We start from the raw sequence: 18,302 nt of genomic DNA, 5'->3' as shown, positions 1-18,302 counted from the left end.
GCTTTTACAGCAGGCTTTTTGCTTTTCTGCGTTCTGACGGTTAGATACCGCCATACCACTCGTAACCGCGATCTTCCCAGTAGCCGCCGCGTCCGCCCCACAGTTGGGCAAACGAATCCACCACTTTGATTTCCATCAGATACTTGGCGTGCTTGTAACCGAGCTGGCGCTCGACCCGGAGACGCAGCGGCGCGCCGTGCGCGACCGGCAGCGGCTGATCGTTCATACGGTAGGCCAGCAGCGTTTGCGGATGCCACGCATCCTGCAGATCGATACTTTCGTAGTAGCGCCCGCTGCCGTCCAGCGTCTGCTCCAGCTCGTCGGCACACAGGAACACCACGTAGCGGGCACCTGGCCGCAGGCGCGCCGCATCCAGCACCAGTCCGAGCGGTACGCCCTGCCATTTGCCAATCGCGCTCCAGCCCTCCACGCAGTCGTGACGGGTGATTTGCGTGCGACTGGGAAAACGCTGCAGATCGCTGAGCGATAAACTCAGCGGCTGTTGCACCAGCCCGGTGACGCGCAGCCGCCAGTCGGCAAACCCGTTCGCCAGCAAACGCGCATACTCGTCGGAGTCAGGCATTTGCGTGCCGTTGGCGCGGAACAGCGGCGAAATATCGGCCTCGCTGAACTCTGGTGCCAGCCGCTGGCCGCCCAGCAGGCGCTGGCTGGCACGCGTCAGCCGCTCGGTCTGATTGAGCCAGCCGCTGACCGTGTCGTTTTGCGTCAGTTGATCGCAACCGCTCAGCAGCGCCGCGCCGGCGCCGGACAGCGCGCCCAGCAGCAGGCGGCGACGCGACAGCTCGATTTTCATGATGGGGTATCCTCTTTGTCGATCGCGTAACGGCCGGTGATCATCGAACGCAGGTTATTGAACACGCCTGACACCAGCACCATCACCACATGCACCAGCACAAACAGCACCAGCAGCGTGGCGGTGACAAAGTGCACCGTGCGCGCCGTCGGACGGCCGCCAAACAGATCGGGTAAAAACGGCAGCGCCGCATCCAGCGCTGGCGACAGGGTTAATCCACTGAGCAGCATCAGCGGCAGCAGTATGAAGATCACCAGCAGATAGCTGAGTTTCTGCAGCGCGTTATAGCGCCGCGCCGCTTCACCGCGGGCAAAGCGCAGCCGGGCGTGGTCGCAAATCTCCTGCCACAAATGACGCGCGCCCAGTTGCTGACGGTCGGGCAACAGATCGCGGCGAAAGTGCCGGTGCCAGAAACCGTGCAGCAGATAAATCACGCCGTTGAACAGCAGCAGCCAGGCAAAAAAGAAGTGCCAGTGGCGACCGGCTCCCAAATCCTGCCACGACGGCAGCGTCAGCCAGCCGGGGAACGCGCGCGCTGTGAGCGTGCCCTCCAGCTTCGAGACACCGAGCACGCCGGTGGTATTCAGTTGCAGCGAGCCGAGCCGGACAAATCCCTGCTGCTGACGATTGCCGATTTCAAACACCGGCTGCTCATGGTCCGCGCCATACAGGCCGACATACAGACGCGGATGCGCATTAAAGATTTGCAGTCCGCTCATCAGCAGTACGGCAAAACACAGGGCGTTGACCCAGTGCGTCACTCGCACCAGCAGCGAATGACGACGGATTAGCGTTTTACTGCGGGAAGGTGAAGGCTGTTGCATCATCGAGCCCCTTACCAGCCAGGCGAGGCCTGGCTGGAGCCGGATTACATCGGCGGCACTACGCCGTTTTTGCCGACAATGATATTGCCTGCGGTGAGCTTACCGTCGGCGCCCTTCTCGGCAGGAACAAACACCGTGGTGCCGGGTTTCAGGTCATCCGGGGTGGCCGCCGCCAACGTCACCACCGGCGTACCGGCCGGAATAGCAATTTTTTTCTGATGGCCGTGATAGCTCACCGTCACTTCGCTGTTGTCCACCGAGGTGACGCTATTGGCGACCGTGGCATTGGTCATTGAGCTGCCCGGCTTCAGATCCCAGCTGAAGTTGCCTTCGCCTGCACCTTTCAGCTGCGCCGGGAAAATCAGCACTTCGAGCGCGCCATCACCGCCGCCCGCTTTCGGCAGCGAGGCAATGCCCACGTAATCGCCCTTTTTAATGTCGCTGATACTGGCCTTCGCCACCGCAGACACCATCGCGCCTGGCTTCATGGCCACGCTGACCTCCGATCCTTCGCGTGACTTGATAGTGAGCTGCTGCCCGTTTACCGATTCAACAACGCCACGTACCTGCACTTTTTGCCCTGCCATCTCTGCCGCCATCGCCGGCGACAGCGTGGCGCCGGCCAGCAGTGAACCGGCAATCAGCAGTGAAAGGCGTTTGTAATGTGATAAGACCGTCATGGAGTGTTCCTTTTGATGATAAGCGCTGCCTCAGCGGCAGCCCTGTGCCAGAAATCATTCAACCTGAAGCGCAATAACATTGCGGCAAAAGGCGCTGGAAAACAAACCTACTAGTTGGTAGATTAAAAAACAAGATAATTTTTCACCCTGTACTTTGTCATGTCATTATTTTGTCTTAGCCTGAGCCTCGCGCAGATCCAGCGCCTGGGTTGAACATTGGGAGCATCAGTATGGAAATGCAGTTACGATCGGCCACGTTAGCGCTGCTGATTTGCAGCTGTTCCGCCGCCGCGGCAGAACTCAGCAGTCCTTCGCCAGGCCAGCTTATCAACACGCGTTTGTCTTACATGAAGGATGTGGCGGGCTATAAAGCGCAGCATCATCAGCCGATTGAAGATTTGGGTCAGGAGCGCAAGGTGCTGGACAAAGCCCTGGCGGAAGCGCGTGAGCTGGGCCTGGACGATGCCACGGTGCAGCCGTTTATTCAGGCACAGATGGATGTGGCGAAAGCGGTGCAGTATCGCTATCGCGCCGACTGGCTGGCAACGCCGGAGCCGCACTGGCAGCCGCGTCCGCTGGATGAGGTGCGCAAAAGCATTGGTCATTACAGCGACGCGATTCTGACGCAGCTTGCCGCGCAGTTGAAACAGGGCGCGACGCTGCAGGCACCGCAAAAGGCCGAATTTATGCGTGACATTCAGCAGCGCAACGTGTCACCGCAGGATAAAGAGTTATTGTGGCGCACGCTCAGCGCGGTAACGTTACGGCAGCCGTAATGTTGCGCGGCGAGCGTGCCGTCGATCGCAGCAGGCCTGTCATTTTGCTGCGTTTTTCACGGTTGCCATAAATGGCGAGCCTGCAAACTGGCTAATGACCTTACAGGGTGCGCAGTGATGCGCACCGCAACGCCATTCTTAAAACTCTCTATGCAACTACCCCATCCGCTCTGTGATTGCGTTCACAACTCTGCAACAGCAACTTGTATGGTAGTATTATTGCGCGTATTTTTTCGTCATTACTGTCGCGTTATTGCTGATGTGCCGCACCTTCAGGCCACCAGCCAGGAGTAAATGATGAAAAGTGTGGTGATTGAACAACCGGGTAAACTACTACTGGCCGAGCGCGCGCTGCCGCAGCCCGCCGCTGATGAAGTACGGGTAAAAGTGAAATTTGCCAGCATCTGTGGCTCTGACGTGCACATCTGGCACGGTCACAATCCATTTGCCCGCTATCCGCGCGTCATCGGCCATGAGTTCTTTGGCGTGATTGACGCGGTCGGACAGGACGTTGATGCCAGCCGGCTGGGCGAGCGCGTGGCGGTCGATCCGGTGGTGAGCTGCGGCCACTGCTATCCCTGCTCCGTTGGCCGTCCTAATGTCTGTCAGTCACTGCAGGTGATTGGCGTCCACCGCGACGGCGGCTTCAGTGAGTATGCGGTGGCGCCAGCAAAAAATGCCCATCGCCTGCCGGCGAGCATTCCCGACCAACTCGCCAGCCTGGTTGAGCCCTTCACCATTGCCGCGAATATCACGGCGTTCCTCAAACCGCAGCCACAGGATGTGGCGCTGATTTACGGTGCCGGTCCGATGGGGCTGACGGCGATTCAGGTGCTGAAAGGCGTGTACGGCGTACAGCAGGTGCTGGTGGTGGACCGCCTGCCGGAGCGGCTGGCGCTGGCGCAGCAAAACGGTGCCGATCGCCTGTTCAACAACAGCGAGATCCCGCTGGCGGCGCAGCTGGAAGGCGTTCAGCCGACGCTGATTATCGACGCCGCCTGCCATCCGGCGATCCTCGCTGAAGCGGCTGCGCTGGCCTCGCCGGCGGCGCGCATCGGCCTGCTCGGGTTTTCTGCTGAGCCGTGTAGCCTGACGCAGCAGGCGTTGACCAGTAAAGAGCTGTCGCTGTTTACCTCGCGCCTGAACAGCAACCGCTTCCCGCAGGTGATTGCGTGGCTGGAACAGGGACTGATCCAGCCGGAGAAACTGGTTACCCACTATTTCCCGCTGGCGCAGATCGAGCGCGCCATGACGCTGTTTGAACAAGACCCGCGCACCTGCTGCAAAGTGATCCTGCAAATGGATTGAATGATGCGCCACACCAGATGTCCCTGATGCCGGTGCGTACCCGCCGGCCACAACAATAATCCCCTGCATAAATCAGGCGCAGCGCCGCGGTCATCAAGGTCATCTCCCCGTGACGCTGCAGCCTGAAGAAGAACAGGGAAACGGAGTTTCTATGCTGAAGAATCTACGCTGGACCCTCGTACTGCTGCTGTTCCTGGTTTATATGATCAATTACCTCGATCGTATTGCCCTGTCGCTCACCGTGCCGCTGGTGGAAAAAGATCTGATGATCAATGCCGAGCAGTTCGGCCTGATTTTCGGCAGCTTCTTCTTCGGCTACGCGCTGTTCAACTTTATTGGCGGCTTAGCCACCGATAAATTTGGTCCGACGATTGTGCTCGGCACCGCCGTCGGCATGTGGTCGCTGTTCTGTGGTATGACCGCGCTGGCGACCGGTTTCTGGTCGATGATGATTCTGCGCGTGCTGTTCGGCATGGCGGAAGGTCCGATTTGCGCCTCGGCCAACAAAGCCATCAATGGCTGGTTCCCGAAAAAGCAGGCCGCCACCGCCATGGGCCTGCTGAGTGCCGGCTCCCCGCTCGGCGGCGCGGTCGCCGGGCCGATTGTCGGCTACCTGGCGCTCTCCTTCGGCTGGCGTCCGGCGTTTGTGGTGATCTGCCTGATTGGTCTGGTGTGGATGGCGCTGTGGTTCTTCTTCGCCGCCGATAATCCGGCGCGCAGTAAGCGCGTTTCTGCGCAGGAGCGCGCGCTGGTAGAGAAACTGAAAGCGGAAGAGCCGGCAGATATCATCGACGCGGACGGCAAAGCGCACGGCATGGGCTACTATCTGCGTCAGCCGATTATCCTCGTCACCGCGTTCGCCTTCTTCTGCTACAACTACATTCTGTTCTTCTTCCTGAGCTGGTTCCCGGCCTATCTGGTGCAGGCGCACGGGCTGGATATCAAAGCCATGAGCATCACGACCATGATCCCGTGGATTGTCGGCTTCATTGGCCTGGCGCTGGGCGGCTGGATTTCCGATAAAATCTTTAATATCACCGGTAAGCTGCTGCTATCGCGCAAGATTGTGCTGGTAGTGTCGCTGCTGGCGGCAGCGATATGTGTGGCGCTGGCGGGCACCATCAAAGAGGTGAATTCGGCAGTGATCATGATGTCGATCTCCATCTTCTTCCTCTACATCACCGGTGCCATTTACTGGGCGATTATTCAGGATGTGGTGCACAAGAGCCGCGTCGGCAGCATCAGCGGCTTTATTCACCTGATTGGCAGCCTGTCCGGCATTATCGGCCCGATCGTTACCGGCTTCATCGTGCAGCACACCGGCAAATTTGACAGCGCCTTTGTGCTGGCGGGCGTGGTGGCGGCCCTTGGCGCGCTGCTGGTGCTGTTTGTGATTCGCAGCCCGAAAGCCAGCGACAAACCGGTTTCCGTTTAATCGAATGACTCTGCCGGGGCGCCGCGCGCCCCGTTTGCCACAAGGATTATGCATGTTACAACCCGATCGCCTTCCCGCTGACGTACAGCACCCCCGTTACGACCGCAGCCAGCTGAAAACCCGCATGGTGCACATCGGTTTTGGTGCCTTTCACCGCGCGCATCAGGCGCTGGCCACTGACCAACTGGCGCAGCACGGCAGCGACTGGGGCTACTGCGAAGTGAATCTCAACAGCGGCGCGCTGATCGCCGCTCTGCGCCAGCAGGATTTGCTGTACAGCGTGACCGAAATGGCCGACGACAGCCTGCACACGCGCATTGTTGGCGTAATTACCCAGGCGCTGCACGCGAAAAGTGACGGTATTGAGGCGGTGATTGAAGCGATGAGCCAGCCGGAAATCGCCATCGTGTCGATGACGGTCACGGAAAAAGGCTACTGTTCGCTGCCGTCGAGCGGCCAGCTCGACCTGACGCATCCGGACATCATGCACGATGTGGCGCATCCTGACGCGCCGCGCTCGCTGCCCGGCGTGATCCTGGCGGCGATCGAACGCCGTCGCCAGCGCGATCTGCCGCCGTTTAGCGTGATGTCGTGTGACAACATGCCGGAGAACGGCCACGTTACGCGCAATGTGATAACCCAGCTGGCGCAGCGTCGCAGCCTGGCGCTGGCGGATTATATTCAGACCCACCTCACCTTTCCCTCAACCATGGTGGATCGCATCGTACCGGCGATGACCGATGAAGCTTTCGCGACGCTGGAAGCGCGGCTGGGCAGTCGCGATCCGGTGGCGGTGGAGGCCGAACCTTTTTTCCAGTGGGTGATTGAAGATAACTTCGTCAGCGGCCGCCCGGCCTGGGAACAGGCCGGTGCTGAGCTGGTGCGTGATGTGCTGCCGTACGAAGAGATGAAGCTGCGCATGCTCAACGGCAGCCACTCGTTCCTGGCTTATCTCGGCTATCTGGCCGGGTATCAGCACATCAGCGATTGCATGGCCGATGCCAATTTTCGTCAGGCGGCGCGCGCGCTGATGCTGCAGGATCAGGCACCCACGCTGCGCACGCAGGATGTAGATTTGGTCGCCTATGCCGACTCGCTGATCGCCCGTTACGAAAACCGGGCGATTAAACATCGCACTTATCAAATCGCCACCGACGGCACGCAGAAGCTGCCACAGCGCCTGCTGGATAGCGTGCGCTGGCATCTGCGTAACGGGACGGCCTGTGATTATCTGCTGCTGGGCGTGGCAGGCTGGATGCGCTATATCAGCGGCGCCGATGAGCAGGGCGCGGCGATTGAGATTCGCGATCCGCTCAGCGCGCAGCTGGCCAGCATTGTTGCCAATAGCGAGGATGGCCCGCAGCGCGTTGAGGCCTTACTGCGCCTGCAGGCGGTGTTCGGCGACGACTTACGTTATCACACGGTGTTTGTTACGCGGCTTACCGAGCTGTATCAGCAGCTGCGGCTTACCGGTGCACGCGCCACGGTGCAGGCGCTGGTCACAGAAGGCTAAGCCGCCTGCACAAATGTGTAGCGCAGACGCAGCGTGCTGATTAGACTGACGCTTTCTCATCGGGCTGGCGGCGGCCAGCCGTAATACGGATATTGCTGCATGTCGATTGCCTATACCATAACCACCAGCGAACCGGTAAATCAGCAAATTTATCGCTATCTGCGGAAGGATATCGTGACCTGCGTGATCCATCCGGGCTCGCTGCTGTCGGAGAAAGAAGTGTCGGCGCGCTTCAACGTATCGCGGCAGCCGGTGCGGGAAGCCTTTATCAAACTGGCGGAAGCCGGCCTGGTGCAGGTCCTGCCGCAGCGCGGCACCTTCGTGCGCAAAATCTCCGCCCAGCGCGTGGCCGATGGCCGTTTCATTCGTGAAGCGGTGGAGATCGCTGTGGTTCGCCGCGCCGCGCTGGAGATCGCTGCCACCGGACTGATGGCGCTGGAACACAATCTGCAGCTGCAGCGTCTGGCAGCGGAACGCCACGACAGCCAGGCGTTTCTGGCGCTCGACGATGAGTTTCACCGGTTGATTGCCGAAGGCATTGACTGTCTGCTGGCGTGGGAAACGGTGGAGAACATTAAAGCGACGATGGACCGCGTGCGCTTTCTGACGCTGAGCGAAGTGTCGCCGCCGGAGAGCCTGATTCAGCAGCACGAAGAGATTTTTGCCGCGCTGAAAGCGCAAGATGCCGATGCGGCGGAGAAGGCGATGCGGCGACATCTGCAGGAGATGATTCTGACCATCACGCCGATTGCCGAGCGCAACAGCGAATGGTTTGAAGGGCCGTAGTGTTTTGGGGGGCTTTGAGCTTGAGGTGTGGTGCGGTTTGATACGGTGCGGTGTGATGCCCTCACCCCGGCCCTCTCCCACCGGGAGAGGGAGCTGTTCCAGTAAGCTGTCAGAGAATTAACGCATTAAAAAACCGCACATTTCTGTCCCCTCTCCCGCGCGCGGGAGAGGGCTAGGGTGAGGGTGAAAAAAACGCCCTCACACCATCAGGCAATCGTCACATCCTTCGCCAGATACACATCCTGCACCGCATTAATCAGCACCACGCCCTCTTTCAGCGACTTCTTAAACGCCTTACGCCCAAGAATCAGCCCCATGCCGCCGGCGCGTTTATTGATCACCGCCGTACGCACTGACTCCGCCACATCGGTCGCACCGGCTGAAGCACCGCCGGAGTTAATCAGCCCGGCGCGGCCCATGTAGCAGTTGGCCAGCTGGTAGCGCACCAGATCGATCGGATTCTCACTGGTCAGCTTGCTGTACACGCGCTCATCGGTGTGGCCAAACTTCACCGCGTTATAGCCGCCGTTATTCTCCGCCATTTTCTGCTTCACAATGTCGGCACCAATGGTGGCCGCCAGATGGTTAGCCTGACCGGTTAAATCGGCGCTGGCGTGATAATCCACCCCATCCTTCTTGAAATCGTTGTTGCGCAGATAGGCCCACAGCACCGTCACCATGCCCAACTCGTGCGCACGCTCGAAGGCCGCTGCAATCTCCTCGATCTGCCGGCGTGACTGCTCAGAGCCAAAATAGATGGTGGCGCCGACCGCAACCGCGCCCATGTTGAACGCCTGCTCGACGCTGGCGTACAGCGTCTGGTCATACTGCGTGGGATAGCTCAGGGTTTCGTTATGGTTCAGCTTGACCATAAACGGGATTCGGTGCGCGTAGCGACGTGACACGGAGGCCAGCACGCCATAGGTTGATGCCACACAGTTACAGCCAGCTTCAATCGCCAGCTCGACGATATTCTTCGGGTCGAAATAGGCCGGATTGGCAGCGAACGAGGCGCCAGCAGAGTGTTCCACGCCCTGATCCACCGGCAGAATCGACAGATAGCCGGTACCCGCCAGACGGCCGGTGTTGTAGAGCGTCTGCATATTGCGCAGTACCGCAGGAGAACGATTGTTATCAATCATCACGCGATCGACATAATCCGCGCCCGGCAAATAAAGGCTATCCGCTGGAATGGTCATGCAGCGATGTTGAAGAAGCGTATCCGCCTCTTTACCCAATAACTGTACGATGTCCGTCATGTTCGCTCCTGATAAATGGCTGGAAAAGAACCGGCACCTGCCGATTCGCCCCCACAGCCTGGACCGAAACGCGCCAGGCTGGCAAATTGCTGACTCCATTTTTCAGACGGATACGCAGTGAAAAAACGGCAATCTGGCGTTACGCCCTACCACCACTGATGGAAATGATGCACCGGCCCAATGCCGTGGCCGACCTCCAGCGAATCGGCGTGCAGCAGCGCCTGCTGCAGCCAGGCCTTGGCCTCCGCTACGGTGCCCGCCCAGTCCGCATGGCGCGGTCGCAATGCCGCCAGCGCCGCCGACAGCGTACAGCCAGTGCCGTGCGTATGACGGGTGTTAACGCGCGGTGCGGTAAAGCGCTGGCGGCCGGCGTGGGTGATCAGCCAGTCCGGGCTTTCCGCATCGCTGAGATGACCGCCCTTCATCAGCACCGCTTCGCAGCCCAGTTCCAGCAGCGCATCGCCCTGCTGCAGCATACTCGCCTCGTCCTGCGCCATGCGGCAACCCAGCAGCGCCGCGGCTTCCGGCAGATTGGGCGTGATCAGCGATACCTGCGGCAGCAGCAGTTCACGAATGCTGGCTACCGCATCGTGCGACAGCAGCGCATCGCCGCTTTTGGCAATCATCACCGTATCCAGCACCACAAACGGCAGGCTGGCGCGTTTCAGCTTCTCTGCCACCACCTCAACGATCGCCGTCTCCGCCAGCATACCGATTTTGGCGGCGTCAATGCGCACGTCGTTCAGCACCGAGTCGAGTTGCGCCGCGACAAATGCCGGTTCGATGCGATACACCGACTGCACGCCGCGGGTGTTCTGTGCCACCAGCGCGGTAATCACGCTGGTGCCGTACGCGCCGAGCGCGGAAAACGCTTTCAGATCCGCCTGGATACCCGCGCCACCGCTGGGATCGGTGCCGGCAATGGTCAATGCATTGATGCGTTTCATGCCGCCACCTCCAGCGTCCACAGCGCATCGAGAAAAGCGGCGACGAAGCTGCCCGGCCCTGCCACGCTGCGCGCGGCCTGCTCTCCCGCCAGTGACATTACGCGGCAGGCCGCTGCCACGTGCTGGATGCGCTCGCCCGGCAGGCTGCTGCACGCCGCGACTACGGCGGATAGCGCACAACCGGTGCCGACCACGCGCGTCATTAGCGGGCTGCCGCCGGGTATTGCCAGCGTCTGGCGGCCATCGGTGACGTAATCGACTTCGCCGGTTACCGCGACGATAGTGGTGCAGCGTTGCGCCAGCTGCTGCGCAGCGTTCAGTGCGGCATCGGCCTGATGCGCGCTATCCACACCGCGTCCACCTGTGCCCTGGTGGGCTAAGGCGAGAATTTCTGAAGCGTTGCCGCGAATGGCCGCCGGTCGCAGGCTCAGCAGCTGCTGACAGAATTCCGTACGCAGGGTTAGCGCGCCTACCGCCACCGGATCGAGCGTCCACGGTGTGCCGGCCTGGTTAGCGGCCTGTACCGCCGCCAGCATCGCATCGCGGCGCTCACGGGTTAACGTACCGACGTTGATCAGCAGCGCATCGGCGAAACCGGCAAACTGCGCCGCTTCATCGCCATCAATCACCATCGCGGGCGAAGCCTGCAGTGCCAGTAGCACGTTGGCGGTAAAAGTTTGCACCACGTCGTTGGTCATACAATGCACCAGCGGTGCCTGCTGCCGCAGCAGTTGCAGAGAATGCGCGAGTTGCGCCGGGGAAAGAGGGTCAGGCTGTGTCATAAGGCTCCCAACCGGCAATCAGGAAGGCGAATGCGGTCAGGCATCTGACTTCCCTACGCTGGCATTATCCAGATCAGGTATTACGGGTCTTTCTCAGCCTCCACAAAGAAGGGCACCCCGAGTCATGCACGTCCGTGTCAGACGTGCCTTCACAGCATAAAGGGTCAGCTTAAAGTTGTAAATCCTGCGGCGGGTGCGCTTTTTTTGCCGGACAACGAAGAGCAAAAATACGTGCGCCATCAATTTTCATGATTTTGTGTTCATCAGGAAAATATAAACAAATCGATGGAGATCAATTTTCACAAAATCCCTAAAATTCATCAGGATAGTTAATTTAATCTGCCGGGGCAGTAGGCGGGAAATAAACAGGAGAAAGCGCGCAACTTGATTAATATCAAACCGGCCGGCGGCATAACGCGGCCTAATTCCCCTCCGGATTTGAAGACCGCTGTTTCACCTTCACCCGGAATCGCTAATGACTTTATTCAGTTTTCTTCCGCACGCGCATTACTGGCACAATATCACCATTTCCCGTCAAGGCGCCGTTGCCCCCGGCGGCCGTTACAGGTACTCCACGTACCTCGAAGCCGAATGCAAACGCTGCGGCGAGCGCATCCATAAAATTTATTATCGCGATATCAGCGATGAACAGGCGCGTCGCTGGCTGGGATAAAAAAAAGCCCCGCAACACAGGTTGCAGGGCGCTTGCGTGGCTATCGCAAAACTTATTCAGCCGGTTTGGTGCGGATCAGGTAATCAAACGCGCTCAGTGACGCTTTGGCCCCTTCCCCGCTGGCAATGATGATCTGCTTGTATGGCACCGTGGTGCAGTCGCCGGCGGCAAATACGCCTTTCAGGCTGGTTTCGCCTTTGGCGTCGATCAGGATCTCGCCCATGCGGTTGCGCTCTACCGCGCCTTCCAGCCAGTTGGTGTTAGGCAGCAGACCAATCTGTACGAATATACCGCTCAGCGCCAGTTCGTGGCTGGTCTGGTTATTGCGGTCGATGTAGGTCAGACCGGTAACTTTGCTGCCGTCGCCTGTCACTTCGGTGGTCTGCGCGTTCAGGATTACATCGACGTTTTTCAGGCTGCGCAGTTTATCCTGCAGCACTTTATCGGCGCGCATTTCGCTGGCAAATTCCAGCAGCGTAACGTGCTCGACAATACCGGCCAGGTCGATGGCCGCTTCAACGCCGGAGTTACCGCCGCCGATCACCGCCGTGCGTTTGCCTTTAAACAGCGGGCCGTCACAGTGCGGGCAGTAGGTCACACCTTTGGTGCGATATTGCTCTTCGCCTGGAACGCCCATGTTGCGCCAGCGTGCGCCGGTAGCAATGATGATGCTGCGTGATTTCAGCACTGCGCCGGAAGCGGTTTCGATGGCGTGCAGGCCGCCCTCTTTCGCTGCCGGAATCAACTTGATGGCGCTCTGGGTGTCGATCACGTCCACGTCATAGTCATCAACGTGCGCACGCAGGGAACCGGCGAGCTTGGCCCCTTCGGTTTTCGGCACGGAGATGTAGTTTTCAATGTCAACGGTGTCCAGCACCTGGCCGCCAAAGCGCTCGCCCATCAGGCCGGTACGGATGCCTTTACGCGCCGAGTAGATGGCCGCCGCAGCGCCCGCCGGGCCGCTGCCGACGATCAGCACTTCATAGGCATCACGCTTGTTCAGCTCTTCAGCCGCACGCTTATCCGCGTTGGTGTCTACCTTACCGACGATTTCTGCCAGGCTCATGCGACCCTGACCGAACTCTTTGCCGTTGAGGTAAACCGCCGGCACGCCCATGACGTTGCGTTCGGTGATCTCGTTCTGGAACATGCCACCGTCGATGGCGGTATGACGGATGCGCGGATTGAGCACCGCCATCAGGTTCAGCGCCTGTACCACGTCAGGACAGTTGTGGCACGACAGAGAATAATAGGTTTCGAAATGCAGGTCGCTGTCCAGCGCAACAACCTGATCCAGCAGGCTCTGCGCCTCTTTCGACGGATGTCCACCGGTCTGCAGCAGTGCCAGCACCAGTGAGGTAAATTCGTGGCCCATTGGCGAACCGGCAAAGCGCGGACCGCTGTGGCTGCCTGGGTTAGTAATCAGGAATGATGGCTTACGTACCGGTTGATCGTTCTCTTCACGGAAGCTGACTTTATCAGACAGACTCGCGATATCGGTCAGCAGAGTACGGATCTCTGCGGATTTTGCGCCATCGTCCAGTGTGGCAATCAACTCAACCGGTTTCGTTAGTTTCTCAAGATAGGCCTTGAGCTGGGTTTTTAAATTGGTGTCGAGCATAGTGAGTTCCTGTGAAGAAAATCGGGTGCCGCAGCACCCGATGGAAGAAAGATCAAAGGGCGTTGGTGACTTAGATTTTGCCAACCAGGTCCAGTGATGGAGCCAGCGTTGCGTCGCCTTCTTTCCATTTAGCCGGGCAAACTTCACCTGGGTGAGAAGCCACGTACTGAGCCGCTTTCACTTTACGCAGCAGGTCAGATGCGTCACGGCCGATGCCTTCTGCAGTGATTTCGATGGCCTGGATGATGCCTTCCGGGTCAACGATGAAAGTACCGCGGTCAGCCAGACCTTCTGCTTCACGCATGATTTCGAAGTTACGGGTCAGAGCACCGGTCGGGTCGCCGATCATCGCGTACTGGATTTTCGCGATGGTGTCTGAAGAACCGTGCCAGGCTTTGTGGGTAAAGTGCGTGTCAGTTGAAACGGAGTAGATGTCTACGCCCAGTTTCTGGAACTCTTCGTAGTGGTCTGCCACGTCACCCAGTTCAGTCGGGCATACAAAGGTGAAGTCAGCCGGGTAGAAGAAGAAAACACTCCATTTACCTTCAACGTCTTTCTCGGTTACGTCGATGAATTCGCCGTTTTTGAATGCAGCGTTTTTGAACGGTTTGATTTTGGTATTGATGATAGACATGGGTGACCTCCGTTAAAAAGATGTGATGCAGGCTACATAATTTTCGGGCCAACTTCTAATATGCAGACGTTATCAATCAGATAATCAAAAGCTATCAAAGTGCCGACGCCAGATTTGATGCGGCTTGCCGCGGCATTCTACACAGAAAAGCCGCAGAGTTAACAGGCTTTATCTTTGCGCGCGGCAACTGCTATTTTTTTATAAACATTCAATCATCTTTGCTGCACGATTTTACTGCGTGCACAACGCCGCTACAAAACGTGCCCGCTTACTCGCATGGAGTCTGGAAGTGAAAATTCGTCTTTTTGAAGAAGCCGACCGCCCTTTTTTACGCACGCTGTATCTCGCGGCGCGCCGTCATAGCTGGACATGGCTGGCCGGCGACGACTGGCAGCTGGAAGATTTCGACGCGATTATTCCCGGTGAAACGGTACTGGTAGCGGAGGTCGACGGCCACCGCGCAGGCTTTGCCGGCGTGATGGATAACGATAATTTTCTGCACAGTTTGTATGTTGATCCGGCCTTTCAGGGCCAGGGCGTCGGCAGTGCGCTGCTGAACGCGGTGCAGCAGCGTTTTACCTCCACCGGCGCGCTGAAATGTCTGCTCCAGAACGAAGCGGCGCTGCAGTTTTATCAGCAGCACGGCTGGCAGCGCGAAGCGCTGGGAGAGAGCGAACAGGGCCAATACGTGTTGATGCACCTGCCGCTGGCGTCGCGCACCAGCGGCAGCTAAGGCTTAAACCGCGCGGAAGGCGATGTCGCCCGGAATCACCTCACCCTGCCAGTAAAGCTGGGCGGCAACCCGGCCCGCAAGTTCACGATACAGCGCGGTGAATTCACTCTCCGGACGGCGAATCACGGTCGGTTCACCGTCGTCGAGATCTTCGCGCAGATTAATGTGCAGCGGTAGCTGAGCCAGCAGGCGGGTGTGATAATCCTCAGCCAGCTTCTGCGCACCGCCGGTACCAAAGATTGGCTCGTGATGGCCGCATTCGCTGCAGATGTGCATGCTCATGTTTTCCACCACGCCCAGCACCGGCACGCTGACTTTTTCGAACATCACCATGCCCTTGCGCGCATCAATCAGCGCAATGTCCTGCGGCGTGGTCACCACCAGCGCGCCGGTCACCGGCACGTTCTGCGCCAGCGTCAGCTGAATGTCACCGGTGCCCGGTGGCATATCCAGAATCAGGTAATCGAGATCCGGCCACAGCGTTTCGTTCAGCAGCTGCATCAGCGCCTTGCTGGCCATCGGTCCGCGCCACACCATGGCGTTATCGTCGGTCACCAGATAGCCGATAGAGTTGGTTGCCAGGCCGTGCGCCATGATCGGCGCCATGTGCGTGCCATCCGGCGAGGTGGGGCGCTGCTTTTCGGTGCCCAGCATGTCCGGGATCGACGGGCCGTAAATATCCGCATCGAGAATACCGACGCGCGCCCCTTCGGCCGCCAGCGCCAGCGCCATATTCACGGCGGTGCTGGATTTGCCGACGCCGCCTTTGCCGGAGCTGACGGCGACGATGTTTTTCACCCCGTTGACGCCCGGCTGATTTTTCACGCGTTTCAGGGTGGCGATGTCATGACGCAGCCGCCAGTCGATGGCGCGCGTGTTGGTCAGGCGCAGCAGTTCCGCGCTGGTCTGGGCTTTCAGCGCCTCAAACGCGCTGGCCCAGGCAAATGGCATCACCAGTTCAATGTGCAGCTTGTCGTCGAGCAGCGCCACGTGGCGCAGCGCTTTGAGGGTAGTCAGATTGTGTTGCAGCGTCGGATGCTCAAACTCGCTCAGCACGCCGACAACCACGGCGCGCAACGCTTCAGGTGAATGATGGTCCCGGGATTGTGCGGTCATCCCAACTCCTTATTTAGTCATGACGCCAGACGATGGCGGTGTGCCATCAATCATATCAGATAGGCGCTAAAAGTGACGTGGCCGAGCTGCTGTGTTTACGCCAGAGGGTGCTTCGGTTAACATCTAAGCCCGATTTTTTATTCACGGAATGCTACGCAAATTATGACTCAAGTCGCTAAAAAACTACTGGTAACGTGCGCCCTGCCGTACGCAAACGGCTCTATCCACTTAGGTCACATGCTTGAACACATTCAGGCTGACGTGTGGGTCCGTTACCAGCGAATGCGTGGCAATCAGGTGTTCTTCATCTGTGCGGACGACGCCCACGGCACGCCGATCATGCTGAAAGCCCAGCAGCTGGGTATCGCGCCGGAGCAGATGATTGCGGAAATGAAGCAGGAGCATGAGACCGATTTCGCGGGTTTCAACATCAGCTATGACAATTATCACTCCACGCACGGCGACGAAAACCGCCAGCTGTCTGAGCTGATTTACACGCGCCTGAAAGAGAACGGTTTCATTAAAAACCGCACCATTTCGCAGCTGTACGATCCGGAAAAAGGCATGTTCCTGCCTGACCGCTTCGTCAAAGGCACCTGTCCGAAATGTAAATCGCCCGATCAGTACGGCGATAACTGCGAAGTGTGCGGCGCGACCTACAGCCCGACTGAGCTGATTGAGCCGAAATCGGTGGTGTCAGGTGCGACGCCGGTGATGCGCGATTCCGAACACTTCTTCTTCGATCTGCCGTCCTTCAGCGCGATGCTGCAGGCGTGGACGCGCTCTGGCGCGCTGCAGGAGCAGGTGGCAAACAAGATGCAGGAGTGGTTTGAAGCCGGTCTGCAACAGTGGGATATCTCCCGCGATGCGCCGTACTTCGGCTTCGAAATCCCTGGTGCGCCGGGCAAATACTTCTACGTCTGGCTGGATGCGCCAATCGGCTACATGGGGTCGTTCAAGAACCTGTGTGACAAACGCGGCGACATCGATTTCGACGAGTTCTGGAAGAAAGACTCCAGCACCGAGCTGTATCACTTCATCGGCAAAGACATCGTCTATTTCCACAGCCTGTTCTGGCCAGCGATGCTGGAAGGCAGCAATTTCCGCAAGCCGACCAACCTGTTTGTGCATGGTTATGTCACGGTGAACGGCGCGAAGATGTCGAAATCGCGCGGCACCTTCATCAAAGCCAGCACCTGGCTGCAGCACCTTGATGCCGACAGCCTGCGCTACTACTACGCGGCCAAGCTCTCTTCGCGCATCGACGATATTGACCTTAATCTGGAAGATTTCGTTCAGCGCGTGAACGCTGACATCGTCAACAAGGTGGTGAACCTCGCCTCGCGCAACGCTGGCTTTATCACCAAACGCTTTAACGGCCAGCTGGCAAGCGAACTGGCAGATCCGGCGCTGTATCAGACCTTTGTTGATGCGTCAGAGAAGATCGGTGAAGCCTGGGCCAGCCGCGAGTACAACCGTGCGATCCGCGAGATCATGGCGCTGGCCGACCTGGCCAACCGCTACGTTGACGAGCAGGCACCGTGGGTGGTGGCGAAACAGGAAGGCCGCGATGCCGACCTGCAGGCGATTTGCTCGATGGGTATCAACCTGTTCCGCGTGCTGATGACCTGGCTGAAGCCGGTACTGCCGTCGCTGAGCGAGCGCGCAGAAGCCTTCCTGCAAAGCGAACTGAGCTGGGATGGCATTGCGCAGCCGCTGCTCAACCACAGCGTAGCGCCGTTTAAAGCGCTGTATGGTCGTATTGAAATGGCAAAAGTGGAGGCGCTGATTGCGGCTTCGAAAGAGGACGCAGCAGTGGCGAATCAGCCGGCGGCAAGCGGTCCACTGGCCGATGCACCGATTGGTGAGACCATCACCATTGATGACTTCGCCAAAGTCGACATGCGCGTAGCGCTGATCGAGCAGGCTGAGCTGGTAGAAGGTTCCGATAAGCTACTGCGTCTGCAGCTGGATCTGGGTGGCGAGAAGCGCCAGATTTTCTCCGGCATTCGCGCCGCTTATCCGGATCCGTCGGTGCTGGTGGGCAAGATGACCATCATCGTCGCCAACCTGGCGCCGCGCAAAATGCGTTTCGGCGTGTCCGAAGGCATGGTGCTGTCTGCCGGCCCTGGCGGCAAAGACCTGTTTGTGCTGTCAGTGGATAGCGGTGCCCAGCCGGGTATGCCGGTGAAGTAAGGGTTGGTGCGCGCTGGCCCTCACCCTAACCCTCTCCCGCCTGCGGGAGAGGGAACCGCTGAGTGCGGGGTCTGGGTTCAGTGCCAGGCCTGCACCTTGTTCGCTTGACTCATTCTCCCGCATTGAAAGGGCCGAACAGCGCACGTTGTTACCCATGTATCAAACCTGCACATAGCAAAACCCCGCACAAGAATACCCCCTCTCC

17 protein-coding genes and 1 riboswitch are annotated in these 18,302 nt (G+C 58.8%); of the genes, 8 read left to right on the top strand and 9 right to left on the bottom strand.

The window, feature by feature from the left end:
* Nucleotides 1-40: 40 nt before the first annotated feature.
* Genes AC6I8P_RS06885 through AC6I8P_RS06875 form a run of 3 tightly spaced genes read right to left on the bottom strand, consistent with a single transcriptional unit; the run spans nucleotide 41 to nucleotide 2,318 of the window.
* On the bottom strand, nucleotides 41-814 hold the full coding sequence (locus AC6I8P_RS06885) for a molybdopterin-binding protein (RefSeq protein ID WP_021509306.1): 774 nt from the start codon (nucleotides 812-814) through the stop codon (nucleotides 41-43).
* A complete protein-coding gene (locus tag AC6I8P_RS06880; RefSeq protein ID WP_058769953.1) occupies nucleotides 811-1,641 on the bottom strand; it encodes a cytochrome b/b6 domain-containing protein in 831 nt (276 codons plus the stop codon). Before AC6I8P_RS06880 ends, AC6I8P_RS06885 begins: the two co-directional genes overlap by 4 nt.
* A gap of 41 nt (nucleotides 1,642-1,682) precedes the next feature.
* Nucleotides 1,683-2,318, bottom strand: coding sequence for a hypothetical protein (locus tag AC6I8P_RS06875; RefSeq protein WP_104093096.1), 636 nt, complete (start codon nucleotides 2,316-2,318; stop codon nucleotides 1,683-1,685).
* Between the two features lie 230 nt (nucleotides 2,319-2,548).
* Here AC6I8P_RS06875 and AC6I8P_RS06870 point away from each other — a divergent pair, with 230 nt between their 5' ends.
* From AC6I8P_RS06870 to AC6I8P_RS06850, 5 genes are all read left to right on the top strand, one after another.
* Nucleotides 2,549-3,094: a chorismate mutase gene (locus AC6I8P_RS06870; RefSeq protein WP_141495216.1), complete on the top strand. Its 546-nt coding sequence runs from the start codon at nucleotides 2,549-2,551 to the stop codon at nucleotides 3,092-3,094.
* A gap of 297 nt (nucleotides 3,095-3,391) precedes the next feature.
* Nucleotides 3,392-4,402, top strand: coding sequence for a Zn-dependent oxidoreductase (locus AC6I8P_RS06865; protein ID WP_222986676.1), 1,011 nt, complete (start codon nucleotides 3,392-3,394; stop codon nucleotides 4,400-4,402).
* A gap of 151 nt (nucleotides 4,403-4,553) precedes the next feature.
* A complete protein-coding gene (locus AC6I8P_RS06860; protein WP_021509301.1) occupies nucleotides 4,554-5,837 on the top strand; it encodes an MFS transporter in 1,284 nt (427 codons plus the stop codon).
* Between the two features lie 52 nt (nucleotides 5,838-5,889).
* Complete coding sequence (locus AC6I8P_RS06855) at nucleotides 5,890-7,350, top strand: mannitol dehydrogenase family protein (RefSeq protein WP_498031076.1); 1,461 nt, start codon at nucleotides 5,890-5,892, stop codon at nucleotides 7,348-7,350.
* 99 nt (nucleotides 7,351-7,449) lie between these two features.
* Nucleotides 7,450-8,136, top strand: a complete 687-nt coding sequence (locus AC6I8P_RS06850) for a GntR family transcriptional regulator (RefSeq protein ID WP_021509299.1) — start codon at nucleotides 7,450-7,452, stop codon at nucleotides 8,134-8,136.
* 206 nt (nucleotides 8,137-8,342) lie between these two features.
* On the opposite strand, the gene fbaB is transcribed toward AC6I8P_RS06850, so the two are convergent.
* From fbaB to thiM, 3 genes are all read right to left on the bottom strand, one after another.
* Entirely contained in the window at nucleotides 8,343-9,395 is a 1,053-nt protein-coding gene (gene fbaB, locus AC6I8P_RS06845; protein WP_498031075.1) for a class I fructose-bisphosphate aldolase, read from the bottom strand.
* Between the two features lie 146 nt (nucleotides 9,396-9,541).
* Nucleotides 9,542-10,342, bottom strand: coding sequence for a bifunctional hydroxymethylpyrimidine kinase/phosphomethylpyrimidine kinase (thiD, locus tag AC6I8P_RS06840; protein ID WP_394516052.1), 801 nt, complete (start codon nucleotides 10,340-10,342; stop codon nucleotides 9,542-9,544).
* On the bottom strand, nucleotides 10,339-11,124 hold the full coding sequence (gene thiM / locus AC6I8P_RS06835) for a hydroxyethylthiazole kinase (protein WP_159378519.1): 786 nt from the start codon (nucleotides 11,122-11,124) through the stop codon (nucleotides 10,339-10,341). Before thiM ends, thiD begins: the two co-directional genes overlap by 4 nt.
* A 33-nt stretch (nucleotides 11,125-11,157) precedes the next feature.
* A riboswitch (TPP riboswitch) is annotated at nucleotides 11,158-11,254 on the bottom strand.
* 345 nt (nucleotides 11,255-11,599) lie between these two features.
* On the opposite strand from thiM, the gene AC6I8P_RS06830 reads away from it, so the two are divergent.
* Nucleotides 11,600-11,797, top strand: coding sequence for a hypothetical protein (locus AC6I8P_RS06830; RefSeq protein ID WP_127834340.1), 198 nt, complete (start codon nucleotides 11,600-11,602; stop codon nucleotides 11,795-11,797).
* Between the two features lie 52 nt (nucleotides 11,798-11,849).
* On the opposite strand, the gene ahpF is transcribed toward AC6I8P_RS06830, so the two are convergent.
* A complete protein-coding gene (gene ahpF / locus AC6I8P_RS06825; RefSeq protein WP_211727179.1) occupies nucleotides 11,850-13,418 on the bottom strand; it encodes an alkyl hydroperoxide reductase subunit F in 1,569 nt (522 codons plus the stop codon).
* A 70-nt stretch (nucleotides 13,419-13,488) separates the two neighbouring features.
* Nucleotides 13,489-14,052, bottom strand: a complete 564-nt coding sequence (gene ahpC, locus AC6I8P_RS06820) for an alkyl hydroperoxide reductase subunit C (protein ID WP_010617942.1) — start codon at nucleotides 14,050-14,052, stop codon at nucleotides 13,489-13,491.
* 289 nt (nucleotides 14,053-14,341) lie between these two features.
* Here ahpC and AC6I8P_RS06815 point away from each other — a divergent pair, with 289 nt between their 5' ends.
* Complete coding sequence (locus AC6I8P_RS06815; protein ID WP_058775777.1) at nucleotides 14,342-14,785, top strand: GNAT family N-acetyltransferase; 444 nt, start codon at nucleotides 14,342-14,344, stop codon at nucleotides 14,783-14,785.
* 3 nt (nucleotides 14,786-14,788) lie between these two features.
* Here AC6I8P_RS06815 and apbC read toward each other — a convergent pair whose 3' ends face one another.
* Nucleotides 14,789-15,901 carry an iron-sulfur cluster carrier protein ApbC gene (gene apbC / locus AC6I8P_RS06810; protein ID WP_262264442.1) on the bottom strand — a complete coding sequence of 371 codons (1,113 nt, stop codon included), beginning with the start codon at nucleotides 15,899-15,901 and terminating at the stop codon, nucleotides 14,789-14,791.
* Nucleotides 15,902-16,063: 162 nt separating this feature from the next.
* Here apbC and metG point away from each other — a divergent pair, with 162 nt between their 5' ends.
* Nucleotides 16,064-18,097, top strand: a complete 2,034-nt coding sequence (metG, locus tag AC6I8P_RS06805; RefSeq protein WP_498031074.1) for a methionine--tRNA ligase — start codon at nucleotides 16,064-16,066, stop codon at nucleotides 18,095-18,097.
* Nucleotides 18,098-18,302: the final 205 nt, after the last annotated feature.

Source organism: gamma proteobacterium symbiont of Lampromicra miyakona (assembly GCF_059730895.1).
This window is presented reverse-complemented; position numbering and strand designations above follow the sequence as displayed.